Below are 13,115 nucleotides of genomic sequence, written 5' to 3'. Positions count from 1 at the left end.
ATAGCAATGATCTTATTAATTGCCGCGTAAATCGCGGCTTTTTATATTTTGGGGGATGAGATCCTTTTCAAAACCAAATGCCAAGAGTCTCATACTGCAACGCTATATAAAACTCCGTCAACAAATAATTGACGGAGTTTAATTCTTCCCTTCACTTATTCACTTCAATCAGCCCATCCGGTTTTTCCCGATTAGAGAGTAATTCAGATACCGTAACGAAGGTATAACCTCTCTTCTTGAGCTCGGGTAGAATAATTTTCAAGGCTTCAACGGTTTGCGTACTTTGATGTACATAATCGTGCATGAGGACAATGTCGCCGTTACGGACGTTGCGAAGGACCTTATTAGCGATACGATGTACACCGGGTTTTCGCCAATCTAAGGTATCCTGATGCCAGGACCATAAAATAATTTTCAGCCCTTTCTCCTTGGAGAGCTTGACCAGCGAATCGGTATAGGAGCCACCGGGCGGCCTAAAAAGATGGGTCCCCGCACCAGTTGCCTGTACGATGCTCGCCTGAGCCTGATCCAACTCGGACAGAGCTTTGTTGCGAGAAATATATTGAAAGGATGAGTGAAGGAAGGTATGGTTGCCAACTTCATGCCCTTCTTCTCGTTCCCGCTTGACAAGGTGAGGCAGCTTTTCTACACGACTGCCGACGACAAAAAAGGTCGCTTTAGCATCGAATTCTTTAAGCAAATCCAAAATGGCAGGCGTATTGCTTCCATCCGGTCCGTCGTCGAATGTGAGGGCAATCAACTTGCGATGGGTAGGAACTTCCCATACAATGTCGCCGCGTTCTTCATAATAGGCTCTTCCCTTTGTAGGAGTAGGGGAGGTGTAAGATGCGGCTTGTGCAGTATTTATATAGGTTGTGGGGCACAAGCTGGCACAAAACAAGGAAACAGCGATACTTGCAGATAGTAATCGGTTATATTTCATCAGGCTTCTTCTCCGTTCTTACGTATTCTCACATTAGCTTGCCAAGAAAGAGCGCATACCATTCCCCGTTTCTAAGATTCATCATTTCAAATCACTCAAGATTAGATCTATTTGTCGGATTCTTGAGGGAACATCACGCTGATTAATCAGGGTGTGAACGAGGTGTTCACCCACCTGCCGAGTGGAGATTGTATAGAGATAACTAAAACCTCCAACTTCGTAATGGGCCAATGGCAGGCTCCTTACGGAATTGGAGGTTTTTTTGTCTTTTTAACTAGACAGATTGTATTTGGATCGAACGCTAGCTCAACAGGGTTATAACCGTCCTTGTGCTTATACCTATAGAGAGTTGCTTTTACAAAAAGAAAAAACATTAACATTTTACTCCAGTCCACTTGATGTTCCCTTTACATCAAAACGATACACTTACTGAGGTTGGTTTGAAAAGAAAGGGGCGCTCCGTTTTGGGTGAGCTTAACAAATCTATGGGACTGGGGACGAGGAGTCAGCAACAGACTTCGTCTAAAGCCCGCATACGCACGGGTTCGCTAAAAATTCAAAGATTGCGCGAAAACGCGCTGGCGTATACCTTTTTGGCTCCATCGCTTATTTTGTTTGCTGTATTTATGTTTTACCCGATGATCAAGTCCGTATATCTCAGCTTGCATTCTACAGATCCCGCAGGAAACGTTGCAGCTTATGTAGGGTTAGATAATTTTACTACACTTTTCAGCTCGGGACTGTTTCTACAAGGAATTAAGGTCACACTCCTGTTTGCACTGTTAACAGTACCAGTAGGTATTTTATTGGCGCTGGTACTCGCTGCACTTACACACAGTAAATTGCGGGGAATGCGTATCTTCCAGTTTGCCTTTTCGCTGCCGATGGTGTTGTCGGTCGGTTCATCTGCGGTCATTTGGAAATTTCTTTTTCATCCGACACTGGGGATGTTCAACTATGTGCTTTCCCTGCTACATATTAATCCGGTTCCGTGGCTGACCAGCCCGGATTGGGCGCTGTTCTCAGTAGCCATGATGACCATCTGGATGAATCTTGGCTTCAATTACATTATCTTATCGAGCGGACTTCAAGGGATTCCAGATGACATGTATGAAAGTGCCAAAATGGACGGTGCTGGCCCGCTCGTCACGTTCTGGCGTATCTCCCTGCCACTGTTATCACCGACGATCTTTTTTGTAACAGTAGTCTCCATCATTGGAGCCTTCCAGTCTTTTGCTCAAATTAACATTTTGACCAAAGGCGGTCCGGTGAACAGTACGAATGTATTCGTGTATTCCATCTATCAGGAAGCTTTCGTTAATTTCCGGTTTGGAACGGGGAGCGCGCAGGCCATTGTCTTGTTTGCCGTCATTCTGCTGCTCACGATGATTCAGTTCAAATGGGTGGAAAGAAAGGTGCATTACCAATGAAACGACACCTGAATTCAACATTGCTGTATGTACTGCTTACGATTGCAGCTGCTCTCATTTTGTATCCGGTTATATATACGTTTTTTATGGCAGTCATGTCGCCGGAGGAAGCAAGCGCTTATCCACCAAGCTTTCTTCCGCATTCCTTTCATATGGCGAATTTCACTGAAGTGTTTGAAATTGTTCCGATTGCAGCCTTTATTGGAAATACATTTCTCATTTCGGGTCTAACGATGATTGGGCAGTTGATTACAGCGAGCTTGGCGGCCTACGCCTTTGCCAAAATGGAATTCAAGGGAAAAAACTTCATTTTCAGCATGTTTGTAGCGACGATGATGATCCCTTGGGAAGTGACCATTATTCCAAACTACCTGACGGTACGAAGCTGGAACTGGCTTGATACATATCAAGGATTGACGGTTCCTTTTCTGGCGACGGCATTCGGAACATTCCTGTTAAGGCAATTTTTTCTCCAGCTTCCCAAGGAACTGTTTGAGGCGGCTCGTATGGATGGGTGCGGACATATCCGTTACTTTGTGTTCCATGTGCTTCCATTATCGCGCCCTGCGCTTGGAACATTGGCTGTGTATTCGTTCCTGAATATGTACAATTCGTACCTCTGGCCTTTACTGATCACCAATAGTGAAAATATGCGTACGGTACAGATCGGAATATCCATGCTCGAATTTCAGGAATCGACTTCATGGAATCTGGTGTTTGCGGGTACGGCACTTGTCATTTTACCGTCTCTGCTCTTGCTGATCTTTGGACTAAAGCAGTTGGTACGTGGAATGGCAGCGGGTGCGCTTAAAGGCTGATCACATATTTCAAATGAAAAGCAACACCTGCGCAAGCAGCCTATATACAGAGCTTCAACACACAAGAATATCGCAAGAGAATGCCAATTCAAGATCATTTAATCAAAGGGAGAGAAGAGAGATTATGAGATTTTTTCGTCTGAAAAGTGCGTTGACCCTGCTTATTCTGACTGCCATGGTGGTTGCAGCAGGTTGTAGCAATAATACTGCTGCAGAGAAGCCGAGTAATGGTAGTGATGGGACAGCAGCGACTTCTCCAGTGAAGCTGACTTGGTGGCATTCGATGTCCGGTAACGGTGAAAAAGCAATCAAGCAGATCGCAGCTGACTTTAACGCCAGTCATAAGGACATTCAGGTAGAGCCAGTATATCAAGGCAAATATGATGATAGCTTGAACAAGCTGAAGGCGTCGCTTGGTTCCAACAGCGGACCGGACATTATTCAAGTATACGAAATCGGTAGTAAATTCATGATCGACTCCAAAATGATCACACCTGTACAACAATTTATTGATGCAGACAAGTTCGATCTGTCGCAGTTAGAGCCAAATATTACACGTTACTACACGATTGATGGTAAATTAAACGCTATGCCGTTCAATACGTCAAACCCGATACTATACTATAACAAGGATGCATTCAAAGCCGCAGGACTTGACCCAGCTAATCCTCCGAAAACGTATGCTGAGTTCGAAAAGGCTGCAAAAGCCTTGAGCAAGGATGGTAAATCCGGTGCCTCCATTGCCATCTACGGCTGGTTTATGGAGCAACTGTTTGCCAATCAGAACGCGGATTATGTGAATAATGGCAATGGTCGTGACCAAGCGGCAACGGAATCCATGCTGAATTCGGATGCTGGTGTAAAAACGCTGACGTGGTGGAAGAAAATGATCGATGAAAAGGTTGTATCCAATCTGGGACGTAACTCGGACGATACGGCAAAGGCTTTTTCCGCAGGACAAATTGCGATGACGCTGGATTCCACCGCTTCGCTGCGTAATATTGTGGAGCAGGTTGGCGATAAATTTGAAGTAGGCACAGGATTCCTGCCAAGAGCCAATGAAGCTAAAGAAGGCGGCGTGGTTGTAGGCGGCGCGAGTTTGTACATTATGAACAACAAGCCTGAAGCCCAACAGAAGGCAGCGTGGGAGTTCATTAAATTCGTCGCTTCCCCAGCTGTACAGGCACAATGGAGTGTAAATACCGGGTACTTCCCGATCACGAAAGCAGCCTATGACGAGAAGGTACTCAAAGACAATATGGTAAAATATCCGCAATTCCAGACGGCGGTTGACCAATTGCACGCATCGGCACAATCCACCGCTACACAGGGCGCAGTGATGGGCGTATTCCCAGAAGCGCGCCAAATCGTCGAAGGTGCAATCGAGGCCGTTCTGAGTGGCCAGCAACAGCCAAAACAGGCATTGGATCAAGCTGCACAAGAAATAACAGGCAAAATTGCGCAATACAATCAAACGGTGAAAAAATAGTCGGCCTTCCCCTAAAATCGGTTGATAATCTGTAGAATGGCCCCCTTATCATCCGATTTTATGACATAGCGGATCGAATGAGTGACCCCCTCACTTATTCGATCCGTTTTTGCATTTTTATTTTTTAGAATAAGCGTTTAGACGAAATGTCTAAAATGAATTATTTTCATTTTTCCTATTGCTGGGTAACTAAAGATGGGCTTATAATGAATACATAATTTTTGTACTGGACGGTCAGTTCAAAAAGGAGGAAGCATGAAACAGCAAACGAAGGAAATTATTTTTAACGGCGCACTTAAAGCTTTTTCCGAACGAGGATTTAACGAAACAAACATGGAAGAAATTGCTAAGGTTTGTGGCATAGCCAAAGGAACCCTGTACTACAATTTTAAAAACAAGCAAGAATTGTACATTTACATTTTGAAGATGGGGATGGAGCGATTTGTGCAGGATATCCATGAAGCAATGGCTCAGGTTCCTATGGATCAGGTAGAATTGAGGGTTCGCAAGCTGATCCAAGTACATATTGAGTTCATTGGGAGAGAGCCGGATTTTTGCCGTTTACTGGTTAGCAAGGGATGGGTCTCACAGGAACAGCATTTTAATATTAGGCAGGTGCTGGCAGACTATTTTGATTTTATGGAGGCGGAGATCGATTCCGGTAAGTTATATGGGAAAATTTCAAGTAAGCTGGATGCCAAAACAACAGCCAATTGCTTATTTGGGATTTACATTTTCGCTCCGATGCGGTCCATGGTTTGGGGCGAAACGATGAATCTGCAAGAGGTTCGAGAAAGTATTGAAGTATTTGTGTGTAATGCATTGGGCATGCAACATTAATAGACAGATGGAGTGATGAAAACATGAAAGCTAAAAAATATACGATTTACGTCGTACTTATTATTTTAATCGCGGTAGGAATTTATGCCTTGACTGCTTTCCCACGGGGTGGGAGCAGCTTGTCTGCGGATCAGTCTTCTTCCATACCTACGGCTTATGTGGAGTCGGATACCCTCAATGCCAGCTTTAAAATGGCAGGACGGATTGACCAGATGCTCGTCAAGGAAGGCGATCAGGTTAAAAAGGGGCAGGTATTAGCCCATCTGGAAAGTCGCGAGTTGGAAGATAAGGTGAAGCAGGCACAGGCGGCGTTGCTGGCAGCTAAGAGTAATGTATCCAAAGCAAAAGCCAGTGTGTTGCAGGCTCAAGCAGGCGTAGGCCAGGCACAGGCTACTGTAAGCGCCGCTCAGGCCAAGAAGAGCCAAGGTACGACATCGGTCAGTGTGACCGCTGAGGCATCCTCCAGCCAGATCGAACAGGCCAAAGCGGCTGCAAACGCCGCCAAGGCAAAACTGGATGCGCTCAAGAGCGGGGCAAGACCGCAGGAGCTTGAGCAATTGCAAGTATCTGTGAAGATAGCCAAGGAAACGCTGGACCTGACCGTTAAAAATCTGGAGCGTGCCAAAAAGCTTCAAGAAGCCGGAGCAGCAACCCAGGCATCTTTGGATCAAGCGACATTGGAACATCAACAGGCAGTGGCCAAGTATAATGCAGAGTCGCAAAAATTGGATATGGCACGGGAGGGAAGCCGCAAGGAGGAAATTACGGCGGCTGAAGCTCAATACCGTCAAGCCTTGGCTGCGGTGAAGGAAGCACAGGCAGGAGCGGGCAAAGTTGCTGTGCAACAGGAAGATGTCAAAGCTGCTCAGGCTTCAGTAGAACAAGCGCAATCTGCTGTGAAGGCGGCGCAATCTACAGTTGAGCAGGCTCAATCTGCGGTTGCAGGTGCCAATGCTCAGGTAGCCCAAGCGGAAGCCGCGCTTCAAGAGGCTCAGACCTATTTGAGCTACACGACGCTATATGCGTCTGAAGATGGAATCGTAAAATCCAAGTCGCTTAGTTTAGGTGAAATGGCTAGCGCAGGATTCCCGGTTTATACCATTGAAACTTCGACACAACGTTGGGCTAAATTCTATGTACCTGAAACGTCTCTGAACGGTCTTCAAGCAGGGGATACCGTCCAAATTAAATTACTGTCTGGCGGTAAAGAACTGAAGGGTAAAGTCATTCTGTTAGAATCGGCTGCGGACTTTGCCATTCAAAAACCAAGTCAAAGCTCCGGTGACAAGGATGTCCGTTCCTTCGGTGTTAAAGTAGCATTGCCGGACCTTGCTGCTTCGGTTCCAACAGGCTCCACGGTCCTGTTTACAGGCAAAGGGGCGCAGTAATATGCAGGATTCACAGGAAAGACTTCGTATCCGCGATGTGTTTCGCGAGGAATGGCTGAGCATCTTCCGGGACCGCCGCTTTATGGCTATTCTGCTGATTACGCCGATTGTGTATACGATACTATTCGGCTTCCTATATTCACATCAGCGGATTATCGAGATGCCTGTCACAGTGTACGATGGAGATAATTCACAGCTCAGTCGCCAGATCATTCAGGCGTTCGATTCGACCGACTCATTTGCCGTTACACGGCAAGCGACCAATCAGGAAGATGCTGTCCGTCAGGTAGAGACCGGGGAAGCTAAGGTCGGAATCGTCATTCCCGACAACTTTACGACTCGGCTTAAGCATGGGGAGAATCCACCCGTGCTCACGCTAATTGACGGCAGTAATATGATGTATTCCAATAGTGCCAGTCGGATTGCGAATCAGGTCATTAGCAGCGTGAGCGCTGGAGTATCGGTCAATTCTATGAAACAAAAGGGAATGAACGCCGATCAGGCCGCGTCGACGCTGACTACCATCCCGTTCCGATCCAGAGTGCTATTTAACCCGGTATATGATTATAAGCTTTTCATGCCACTAGGGGTTATCTCTGCGGCTCTCCAGCAGTGTTTGCTGCTTGGTATCGCGTTGTCCTGCACGCGTGATAAGGAAGCAGGGACTTGGGGAAGATTTGGTGCATGGAGAAATACCCCTTGGCGTTTAGCTATTGCCAAACTGGCACCGTATTATGCAGCGGGAGCTTTCAATGTGCTGACTGTATTCAGTATCAGTGCTTTATGCTTTGATATTCCGTTTAGGGGACAGGTACTGCCGTTAATTTTGGTGTCGCTGGTCTTTAACTTTGCCTTGTGCGGATTAGGCTTCCTGTTCAGTCTCTTTTCCAAGACCAGAGTGGATGCGACCCAAACGCTGATGCTGATTGCTGTTCCTTCCTTTATGCTGTCAGGCTATACGTGGCCATTGGAAGCAATGCCCGGCTTCTTGCGGGGGCTTGCAGAAATATTGCCACTGACGTATTACCTGGATGCTGTACGGAACATCACGCTCAAAGGACTGGATATCACCTACATCTTCAAAGATATGATTGCTCTAGGCGTCATTGGTTGTGTGAGTCTGCTGGTGTCCTTTGTGATCTATCCGTTATTCTTTAGACAGCACCAGACGGCAGGGCAGCATGCCGATGTGCCCGCTCAAGAAGGATTCACGCTAAAAGGCTGAGAGCAACTTTAAATATGGATATCATAAAAAGGCAGATCAGGGTTTACCCCTGATCTGCCTTTTGCTTATTCGTATGGTTTAAAAGCGGAAAAAATATTATTGCGGCGCTTTAAGATCCTCGATGGAATCAATCGGTACATAGGATGGAACGACAAGCCCGGACATAACGCCAGTCATGCTGGTTCCGATGTCATCCACCTTATCCTTGTATTGAGCCCAATAATCAGCATGCGTCAATGGAAGCCAAGCGGCAGCAGTAGCATCTACACTTCCGCCGGCCACGCCAGTCCACATCGGGCCGATTTCCACTTGCAGGGCTGTTACTTTATAGCCCAATTTTTGTTCCAATACATATTTCAATACGTTCGTACTGGCAATTTCAGAATCCCAAGCAGCGTAGCTCAGCTTCAAAGGATCACCGTTGACGGGCTGTAGGCCCTTGATCCATGCCTGTACCTTGTCAGGATGTTTATCAGCCCAGTTCTTGGCAGCCTGCTGTGGGGCAATACCGTCCTGAATCGCGATCATCACTTCACCCATATCTTCAGCAGTCCACTTAAAGCGGCTTAGAAATTCATAAGCCACAGGAGCATCCTGCTTCAAACCTTTGCGGGCGATTGTATGAATTTCTTCCTTATCACCGTACGCTTTTTTAGGATCTTTCAAGTATTTCAAATCATATTTGTTAAACATCCAGTGAGGAGTCCAACCTGTTACGACGATAGGCTGCTTGGCTTTGATAGCTTTATCCAGTGTAGCGGTCATAGCAGCTCCAGAGCTTTCAAGCAGCTTCCAGTCGGATAAGCCATAGTCATTAATAGCTTTAGCGGTCAGCTTCATTAGTCCGGCGCCAGGGTCGGTACCGACAATGCGGTAACCGACCTCTTTGCCAAAGTCCTCGGTTGTGGCGGAAGCCGGAGCCGCTTCGGCTCCGTTATTCTGCAAATCAGTAATCGATTTAACATCCATGTAAGCTGGAACGACCAATCCGGTTTTAACACCGCTCATATTAGCCCCAAGATCGTCGAGCTTATCCTTGTATTTAGCCCAGTAATCCGCATGTGTTAACGGCAGCCATGCAGCCGGTGAAGCATCTACATCACCACTAGCCACACCCGTCCACATAGGACCTGCTTCCACTTGAAGTGCGGTTACTTTGTAGCCCAGTTTGTTCTCCAAAATATAACTTAGCAAATTCGTACTGGCAATTTCGGAATCCCAAGCGACATAACTCAGCTTGAACGTGTCGCCATTGACAGGTTGCAGTCCTTGAGTCCATTCCTGAACCTTGTCGGCATGTTTCTCCGCCCAATCCTGGGCAGCTTGTTCAGGACTGGTTCCGGCTTGAATGGCAACCATCATTTGACCCATATCTTCCGGTGTCCATTTGAAACGTTTTAGAAACTCATAAGCGATAGGAGCATCCTGCTGCAAGCCTTTACGGGCAATCGTATGAATCCCCTCGGCTTCACCATAAGACTTCTTAGGGTCTTCCAAATATTTGAGATCATACTTGTTGAACATCCAGTGTGGAGTCCAACCTGTAATAATGATCGGTTTTTTCGCTTTAATGGCTTTGTCCAGTGTGGCCGTCATAGCTGCACCGGAACCTTCAACCAGCTTCCAATCAGACAAATTGTAGTCTTGAATTGCTTTGGCAGTCGATTTCATAATGCCTGCTCCGGCATCAATACCGATAATTTTGTAACCGACTTCTTCGCCAACCGGGTTGGCAGCAGCGTTACCTTTGCCAGATGCAGAATGATCCGTACCAACAAAATATTGGGATGCACCAGCGATCAAAATGACAGCTGTAACTGCAGAAGTAATCCATACTTTTTGCTTGCTGGATACGCGGCTTTTGCCTTTTTGCGTAGGTTTAAACAGGTTTTGCGTAAAACGGTCAAGCACAATAGCCAGAACGACAACAGCTAAGCCGGCTTCAAAACCTTTACCGATTTGCAGCTGTGTCACAGCACGGTATACAACAGCACCGATGCCTTCTGCACCGATCATGGAAGCAATAACAACCATGGACAGTGACAGCATAATCGTCTGGTTAATACCAGCCATTAAGGTAGGCAATGCCAGTGGAAGCTGAACTTTGAACAGCTTTTGCGCAGAGGTTGAACCGAAAGCATCTGAGGCTTCGATCAGCTCACCTGATACTTGCATAATCCCCAAGTTAGTCATGCGAATGGTTGGGGGGATAGCAAAGATAACAGATGCGATAACACCAGGTACAACACCCAGGCTGAAAAAGGTAACCGCTGGGAGCAAGTACACGAACGCAGGCATCGTCTGCATAAAATCAAGTAAAGGCGTGATAATGCGGGATGCGGATTTACTGTATGCACACCAGATCCCGATGGGAATCCCGATAACAATGGATACGAGCGCAGACGTGATGACCAGTCCGAGCGTATTCATTGTTTCACTCCAATAGCCGAGATTATCAATCAGCAGGAAGCCGATGACAGTAAACAGCGTAAGCTGAACCCGCCCGATCATAAAGGCGATAATCCCGATGATCACGATGAACACCAGAGGGTGCGGAAGCATGAACAGGCCTGAGAAAAAGCCTACTACAGCTTCTATAATAGAAGAAATAACATTAAACAATCCAGCCAGATGAATACCCATCCAGTCGACAATGGATTGAATCCACTCAGCGATTGGCAGTTTCGGTATCATGGGCATTCACCTCCTTTGTAGTGGTAACATCTCCACCAAGTGCGCCGAGCAATGCTCCACGGACGATAACGCCCAGCAGCTTTTGCTTGTCATCGACCACAGCCAGCGGCACCTTGGACGAGCTTGTAATTTCAAACAAATCATTAATGACAGTCTCGGCAGCAACCTGCGGTCCGTCAGTAATCAAAATATCTTCAATTTTCAAATTATTGCGCAGTGCATGAACAGCATCCTCGGCGTTAATAACACCCAGTAGCTTTTTAGTACGGTCAATGACGAACAAATTGGATATCCCACGCTCCCGCATCAATTCCAGAGCCACACGTGGACCACGATCCATGGTGATGGTTTCTGGACGAAGCATGACATGAGCAGCCGTCAATACCTTAGACAGATCCACATCCTCGACGAAGCGGGCTACATAAGAGTTAGCCGGTTGGATCATAATTTCTTCCGGTGTACCGATTTGTACGACCGCACCGTCTCGCATCAAGGCAATCCGGTCACCAATCCGCAACGCTTCATCCAGATCATGGGTGATAAATACAATTGTTTTCTTCATTTTATCTTGAAGTTCCAACAGCTCATCCTGCATGTCACGGCGAATGAGAGGATCCAATGCACTGAACGCTTCATCCATCAGGAGCACTTCAGGGTCATTAGCCAGCGCCCGTGCCAGGCCGACACGCTGCTGCATACCGCCACTCAATTCATCGGGCATTTTATCGCCCCAGTTTTTAAGACCAACCAGTTCCAGCGCTTGTTGCGCCTTTTCCTGACGCTGTACTTTTTCTACCTTTTGAATTTCAAGACCATATTCTACATTTTCTAATACAGTCCGATGTGGGAACAGGGCGAATTTTTGAAAAACCATGCTGATGGTTTTACGACGAACTTCGCGAAGTTGTTCTTTGTTCATCTTACGGAGATCTTTGCCGTGGACCAGAATTTCACCGGAGGTAGGCTCAATCAAGCGATTTAGCATTCGCACCAAAGTGGACTTGCCACTGCCCGATAGCCCCATAATTACGAAAATTTCACCTTGCTTAATTTCCATGTTGGCCTTATTGACACCAACAGTAATCTGTTTTTCTTTGGCCAACTTTTCCTTGCCCCAGCCTTGCTCCAGGAGCGGAACACCTTGCTCTGCGTGAGGACCAAAGAGTTTGCTGACATTTTTGACTTCCAAAATCGTCATACATACACCTCTTCTTTCTATACTTTGCTTGGTATTAACCCCTTGTTGCATTAAGGATTGAGTATAAAAATCATAATTCTGAACATCCTGAACGGTTAATGACAAAATTAATTGTAACAGAAGCATTGCTTACATTTCAAACAAAAAAACTGTTCATAAAGTACGTACAGAAAAAACTGTACAAAGTTTCCTCTGATATGCTCCTTCGTTCTTTAGAATGCTCAAACATTCGGAACTTTACAACCGATAGTGCTTTTTTTAAAATAGACAATGAAATATAACCATAAGAAAAAGATTTATGTATATCCATAATTTTAAAAGTTTACTATCATTAGCGATTTTGCGAATTATGATTTTGAACGATCCATGCTGTTGTAATATAGACAGAAGCTTTGTTTTTGAAACATTTCATTTATTATTGAAAGATTTCATACATTGCGTCAAAGCTAATCTTTTACGGGTAAATCGTTCATACTAGGTTGTGCAAAATGCTCTAAAATTAGGAGGTTGCAAGCATGAGCTTGTACCAGTTAGGTGATGAGCAGCAGGCTTCGCTGCAAAAAATTCGCAAACGTGTTATAGAAGCTATAGGTAAAAACATGGACCTGTATGGGATCACTTTGTCTGCGGGGCATTTATACGGTTTGCTTTTCTTTGCGGATAAACCGATGACGCTGGACGAGATGGGCCGTGAAATGGAAATGAGCAAAACGAGCATGAGTACAGGAGTTCGAACATTATTGGATCTGAAAATGGTAAATAAGGTATGGAGCAAGGGCTCACGCAAAGACTTGTATGAAGTCGAATATGACTGGCATCAAACCTTCACTGATTTCTTCGCTATTAAATGGAGAAAAGCGGTAGAAACAAATTTACTGGTGTTGCGCAAAGCCATTGATGAGCTGGACAGATTGATGAATCAGGGTGAAGAGTACGAGGAATTTAAGGCGATTCTTCAGCAAGATCGTATGAAAATGAAGCAGGCCGTCGCTTATTACAAGTGGCTAGACCGACTAATTGACTCTATGGAAAGCGAAGAAATTTACAAGCTGATTCCCAAAGAAGAAGTTCGGGATTAATCGCTATTTCC

At 45.8% G+C, this 13,115-nt stretch carries 10 protein-coding genes; 7 read left to right on the top strand and 3 right to left on the bottom strand.

All coding sequences use genetic code 11. The features are described from left to right. Window positions 1–151: 151 nt before the first annotated feature. Complete coding sequence (locus JOD82_RS15805; protein WP_209949645.1) at window positions 152–943, bottom strand: polysaccharide deacetylase family protein; 792 nt, start codon at window positions 941–943, stop codon at window positions 152–154. A gap of 464 nt (window positions 944–1,407) precedes the next feature. On the opposite strand from JOD82_RS15805, the gene JOD82_RS15800 reads away from it, so the two are divergent. The 6 genes from JOD82_RS15800 to JOD82_RS15775 all read left to right on the top strand — a co-directional run bounded on the left by JOD82_RS15800 (window position 1,408) and on the right by JOD82_RS15775 (window position 8,133). Beyond that, on the top strand, window positions 1,408–2,373 hold the full coding sequence (locus JOD82_RS15800) for a carbohydrate ABC transporter permease (protein WP_043882098.1): 966 nt from the start codon (window positions 1,408–1,410) through the stop codon (window positions 2,371–2,373). Then, window positions 2,370–3,191 carry a carbohydrate ABC transporter permease gene (locus tag JOD82_RS15795; RefSeq protein WP_209949644.1) on the top strand — a complete coding sequence of 274 codons (822 nt, stop codon included), beginning with the start codon at window positions 2,370–2,372 and terminating at the stop codon, window positions 3,189–3,191. Before JOD82_RS15800 ends, JOD82_RS15795 begins: the two co-directional genes overlap by 4 nt. 124 nt (window positions 3,192–3,315) lie before the next feature. After that, on the top strand, window positions 3,316–4,680 hold the full coding sequence (locus JOD82_RS15790; RefSeq protein WP_209949642.1) for an ABC transporter substrate-binding protein: 1,365 nt from the start codon (window positions 3,316–3,318) through the stop codon (window positions 4,678–4,680). 255 nt (window positions 4,681–4,935) lie between these two features. Next, on the top strand, window positions 4,936–5,520 hold the full coding sequence (locus JOD82_RS15785; RefSeq protein WP_025721531.1) for a TetR/AcrR family transcriptional regulator: 585 nt from the start codon (window positions 4,936–4,938) through the stop codon (window positions 5,518–5,520). Between the two features lie 23 nt (window positions 5,521–5,543). Continuing rightward, window positions 5,544–6,908 (top strand): HlyD family secretion protein, encoded by a 1,365-nt coding sequence (locus JOD82_RS15780; protein WP_209949640.1) that lies wholly within the window; start codon window positions 5,544–5,546, stop codon window positions 6,906–6,908. 1 nt (window position 6,909) lies between these two features. Further along, window positions 6,910–8,133: an ABC transporter permease gene (locus tag JOD82_RS15775; protein WP_209949638.1), complete on the top strand. Its 1,224-nt coding sequence runs from the start codon at window positions 6,910–6,912 to the stop codon at window positions 8,131–8,133. A 96-nt stretch (window positions 8,134–8,229) separates the two neighbouring features. Here JOD82_RS15775 and JOD82_RS15770 read toward each other — a convergent pair whose 3' ends face one another. Both JOD82_RS15770 and JOD82_RS15765 read right to left on the bottom strand, forming a co-directional pair. Next, the gene (locus JOD82_RS15770; RefSeq protein WP_245249061.1) at window positions 8,230–10,827 is read right to left on the bottom strand and encodes a glycine betaine ABC transporter substrate-binding protein; all 2,598 of its coding nucleotides are present in this window, start codon (window positions 10,825–10,827) and stop codon (window positions 8,230–8,232) included. Next, window positions 10,802–12,025 carry a quaternary amine ABC transporter ATP-binding protein gene (locus tag JOD82_RS15765; protein ID WP_025722068.1) on the bottom strand — a complete coding sequence of 408 codons (1,224 nt, stop codon included), beginning with the start codon at window positions 12,023–12,025 and terminating at the stop codon, window positions 10,802–10,804. Before JOD82_RS15765 ends, JOD82_RS15770 begins: the two co-directional genes overlap by 26 nt. A 515-nt stretch (window positions 12,026–12,540) precedes the next feature. On the opposite strand from JOD82_RS15765, the gene JOD82_RS15760 reads away from it, so the two are divergent. Further along, on the top strand, window positions 12,541–13,104 hold the full coding sequence (locus JOD82_RS15760; RefSeq protein WP_028543060.1) for a GbsR/MarR family transcriptional regulator: 564 nt from the start codon (window positions 12,541–12,543) through the stop codon (window positions 13,102–13,104). The last annotated feature ends 11 nt before the right edge of the window (window positions 13,105–13,115 follow it).

It is taken from the genome of Paenibacillus sp. 1182, assembly GCF_017833915.1.
Classification (GTDB): Bacteria; Bacillota; Bacilli; order Paenibacillales; family Paenibacillaceae; genus Paenibacillus; species Paenibacillus polymyxa_D.
Note: the sequence above shows the minus strand (reverse complement) of the source record. Positions and strands in the feature narration are given on the sequence as shown.

What these genes read in the sequence shown, in the direction of transcription:
- JOD82_RS15795 (WP_209949644.1), top strand. Translation starts at nt 2,370, where the DNA reads ATGAAACGACACCTGAATTCAACATTGCTGTATGTACTGCTTACGATT.
- JOD82_RS15785 (WP_025721531.1), top strand. Translation starts at nt 4,936, where the DNA reads ATGAAACAGCAAACGAAGGAAATTATTTTTAACGGCGCACTTAAAGCT.
- JOD82_RS15790 (WP_209949642.1), top strand. Translation starts at nt 3,316, where the DNA reads ATGAGATTTTTTCGTCTGAAAAGTGCGTTGACCCTGCTTATTCTGACT.
- JOD82_RS15780 (WP_209949640.1), top strand. Translation starts at nt 5,544, where the DNA reads ATGAAAGCTAAAAAATATACGATTTACGTCGTACTTATTATTTTAATC.
- JOD82_RS15760 (WP_028543060.1), top strand. Translation starts at nt 12,541, where the DNA reads ATGAGCTTGTACCAGTTAGGTGATGAGCAGCAGGCTTCGCTGCAAAAA.
- JOD82_RS15805 (WP_209949645.1), bottom strand. Translation starts at nt 943, where the DNA reads ATGAAATATAACCGATTACTATCTGCAAGTATCGCTGTTTCCTTGTTT.
- JOD82_RS15775 (WP_209949638.1), top strand. Translation starts at nt 6,910, where the DNA reads ATGCAGGATTCACAGGAAAGACTTCGTATCCGCGATGTGTTTCGCGAG.
- JOD82_RS15770 (WP_245249061.1), bottom strand. Translation starts at nt 10,827, where the DNA reads ATGATACCGAAACTGCCAATCGCTGAGTGGATTCAATCCATTGTCGAC.
- JOD82_RS15765 (WP_025722068.1), bottom strand. Translation starts at nt 12,025, where the DNA reads ATGACGATTTTGGAAGTCAAAAATGTCAGCAAACTCTTTGGTCCTCAC.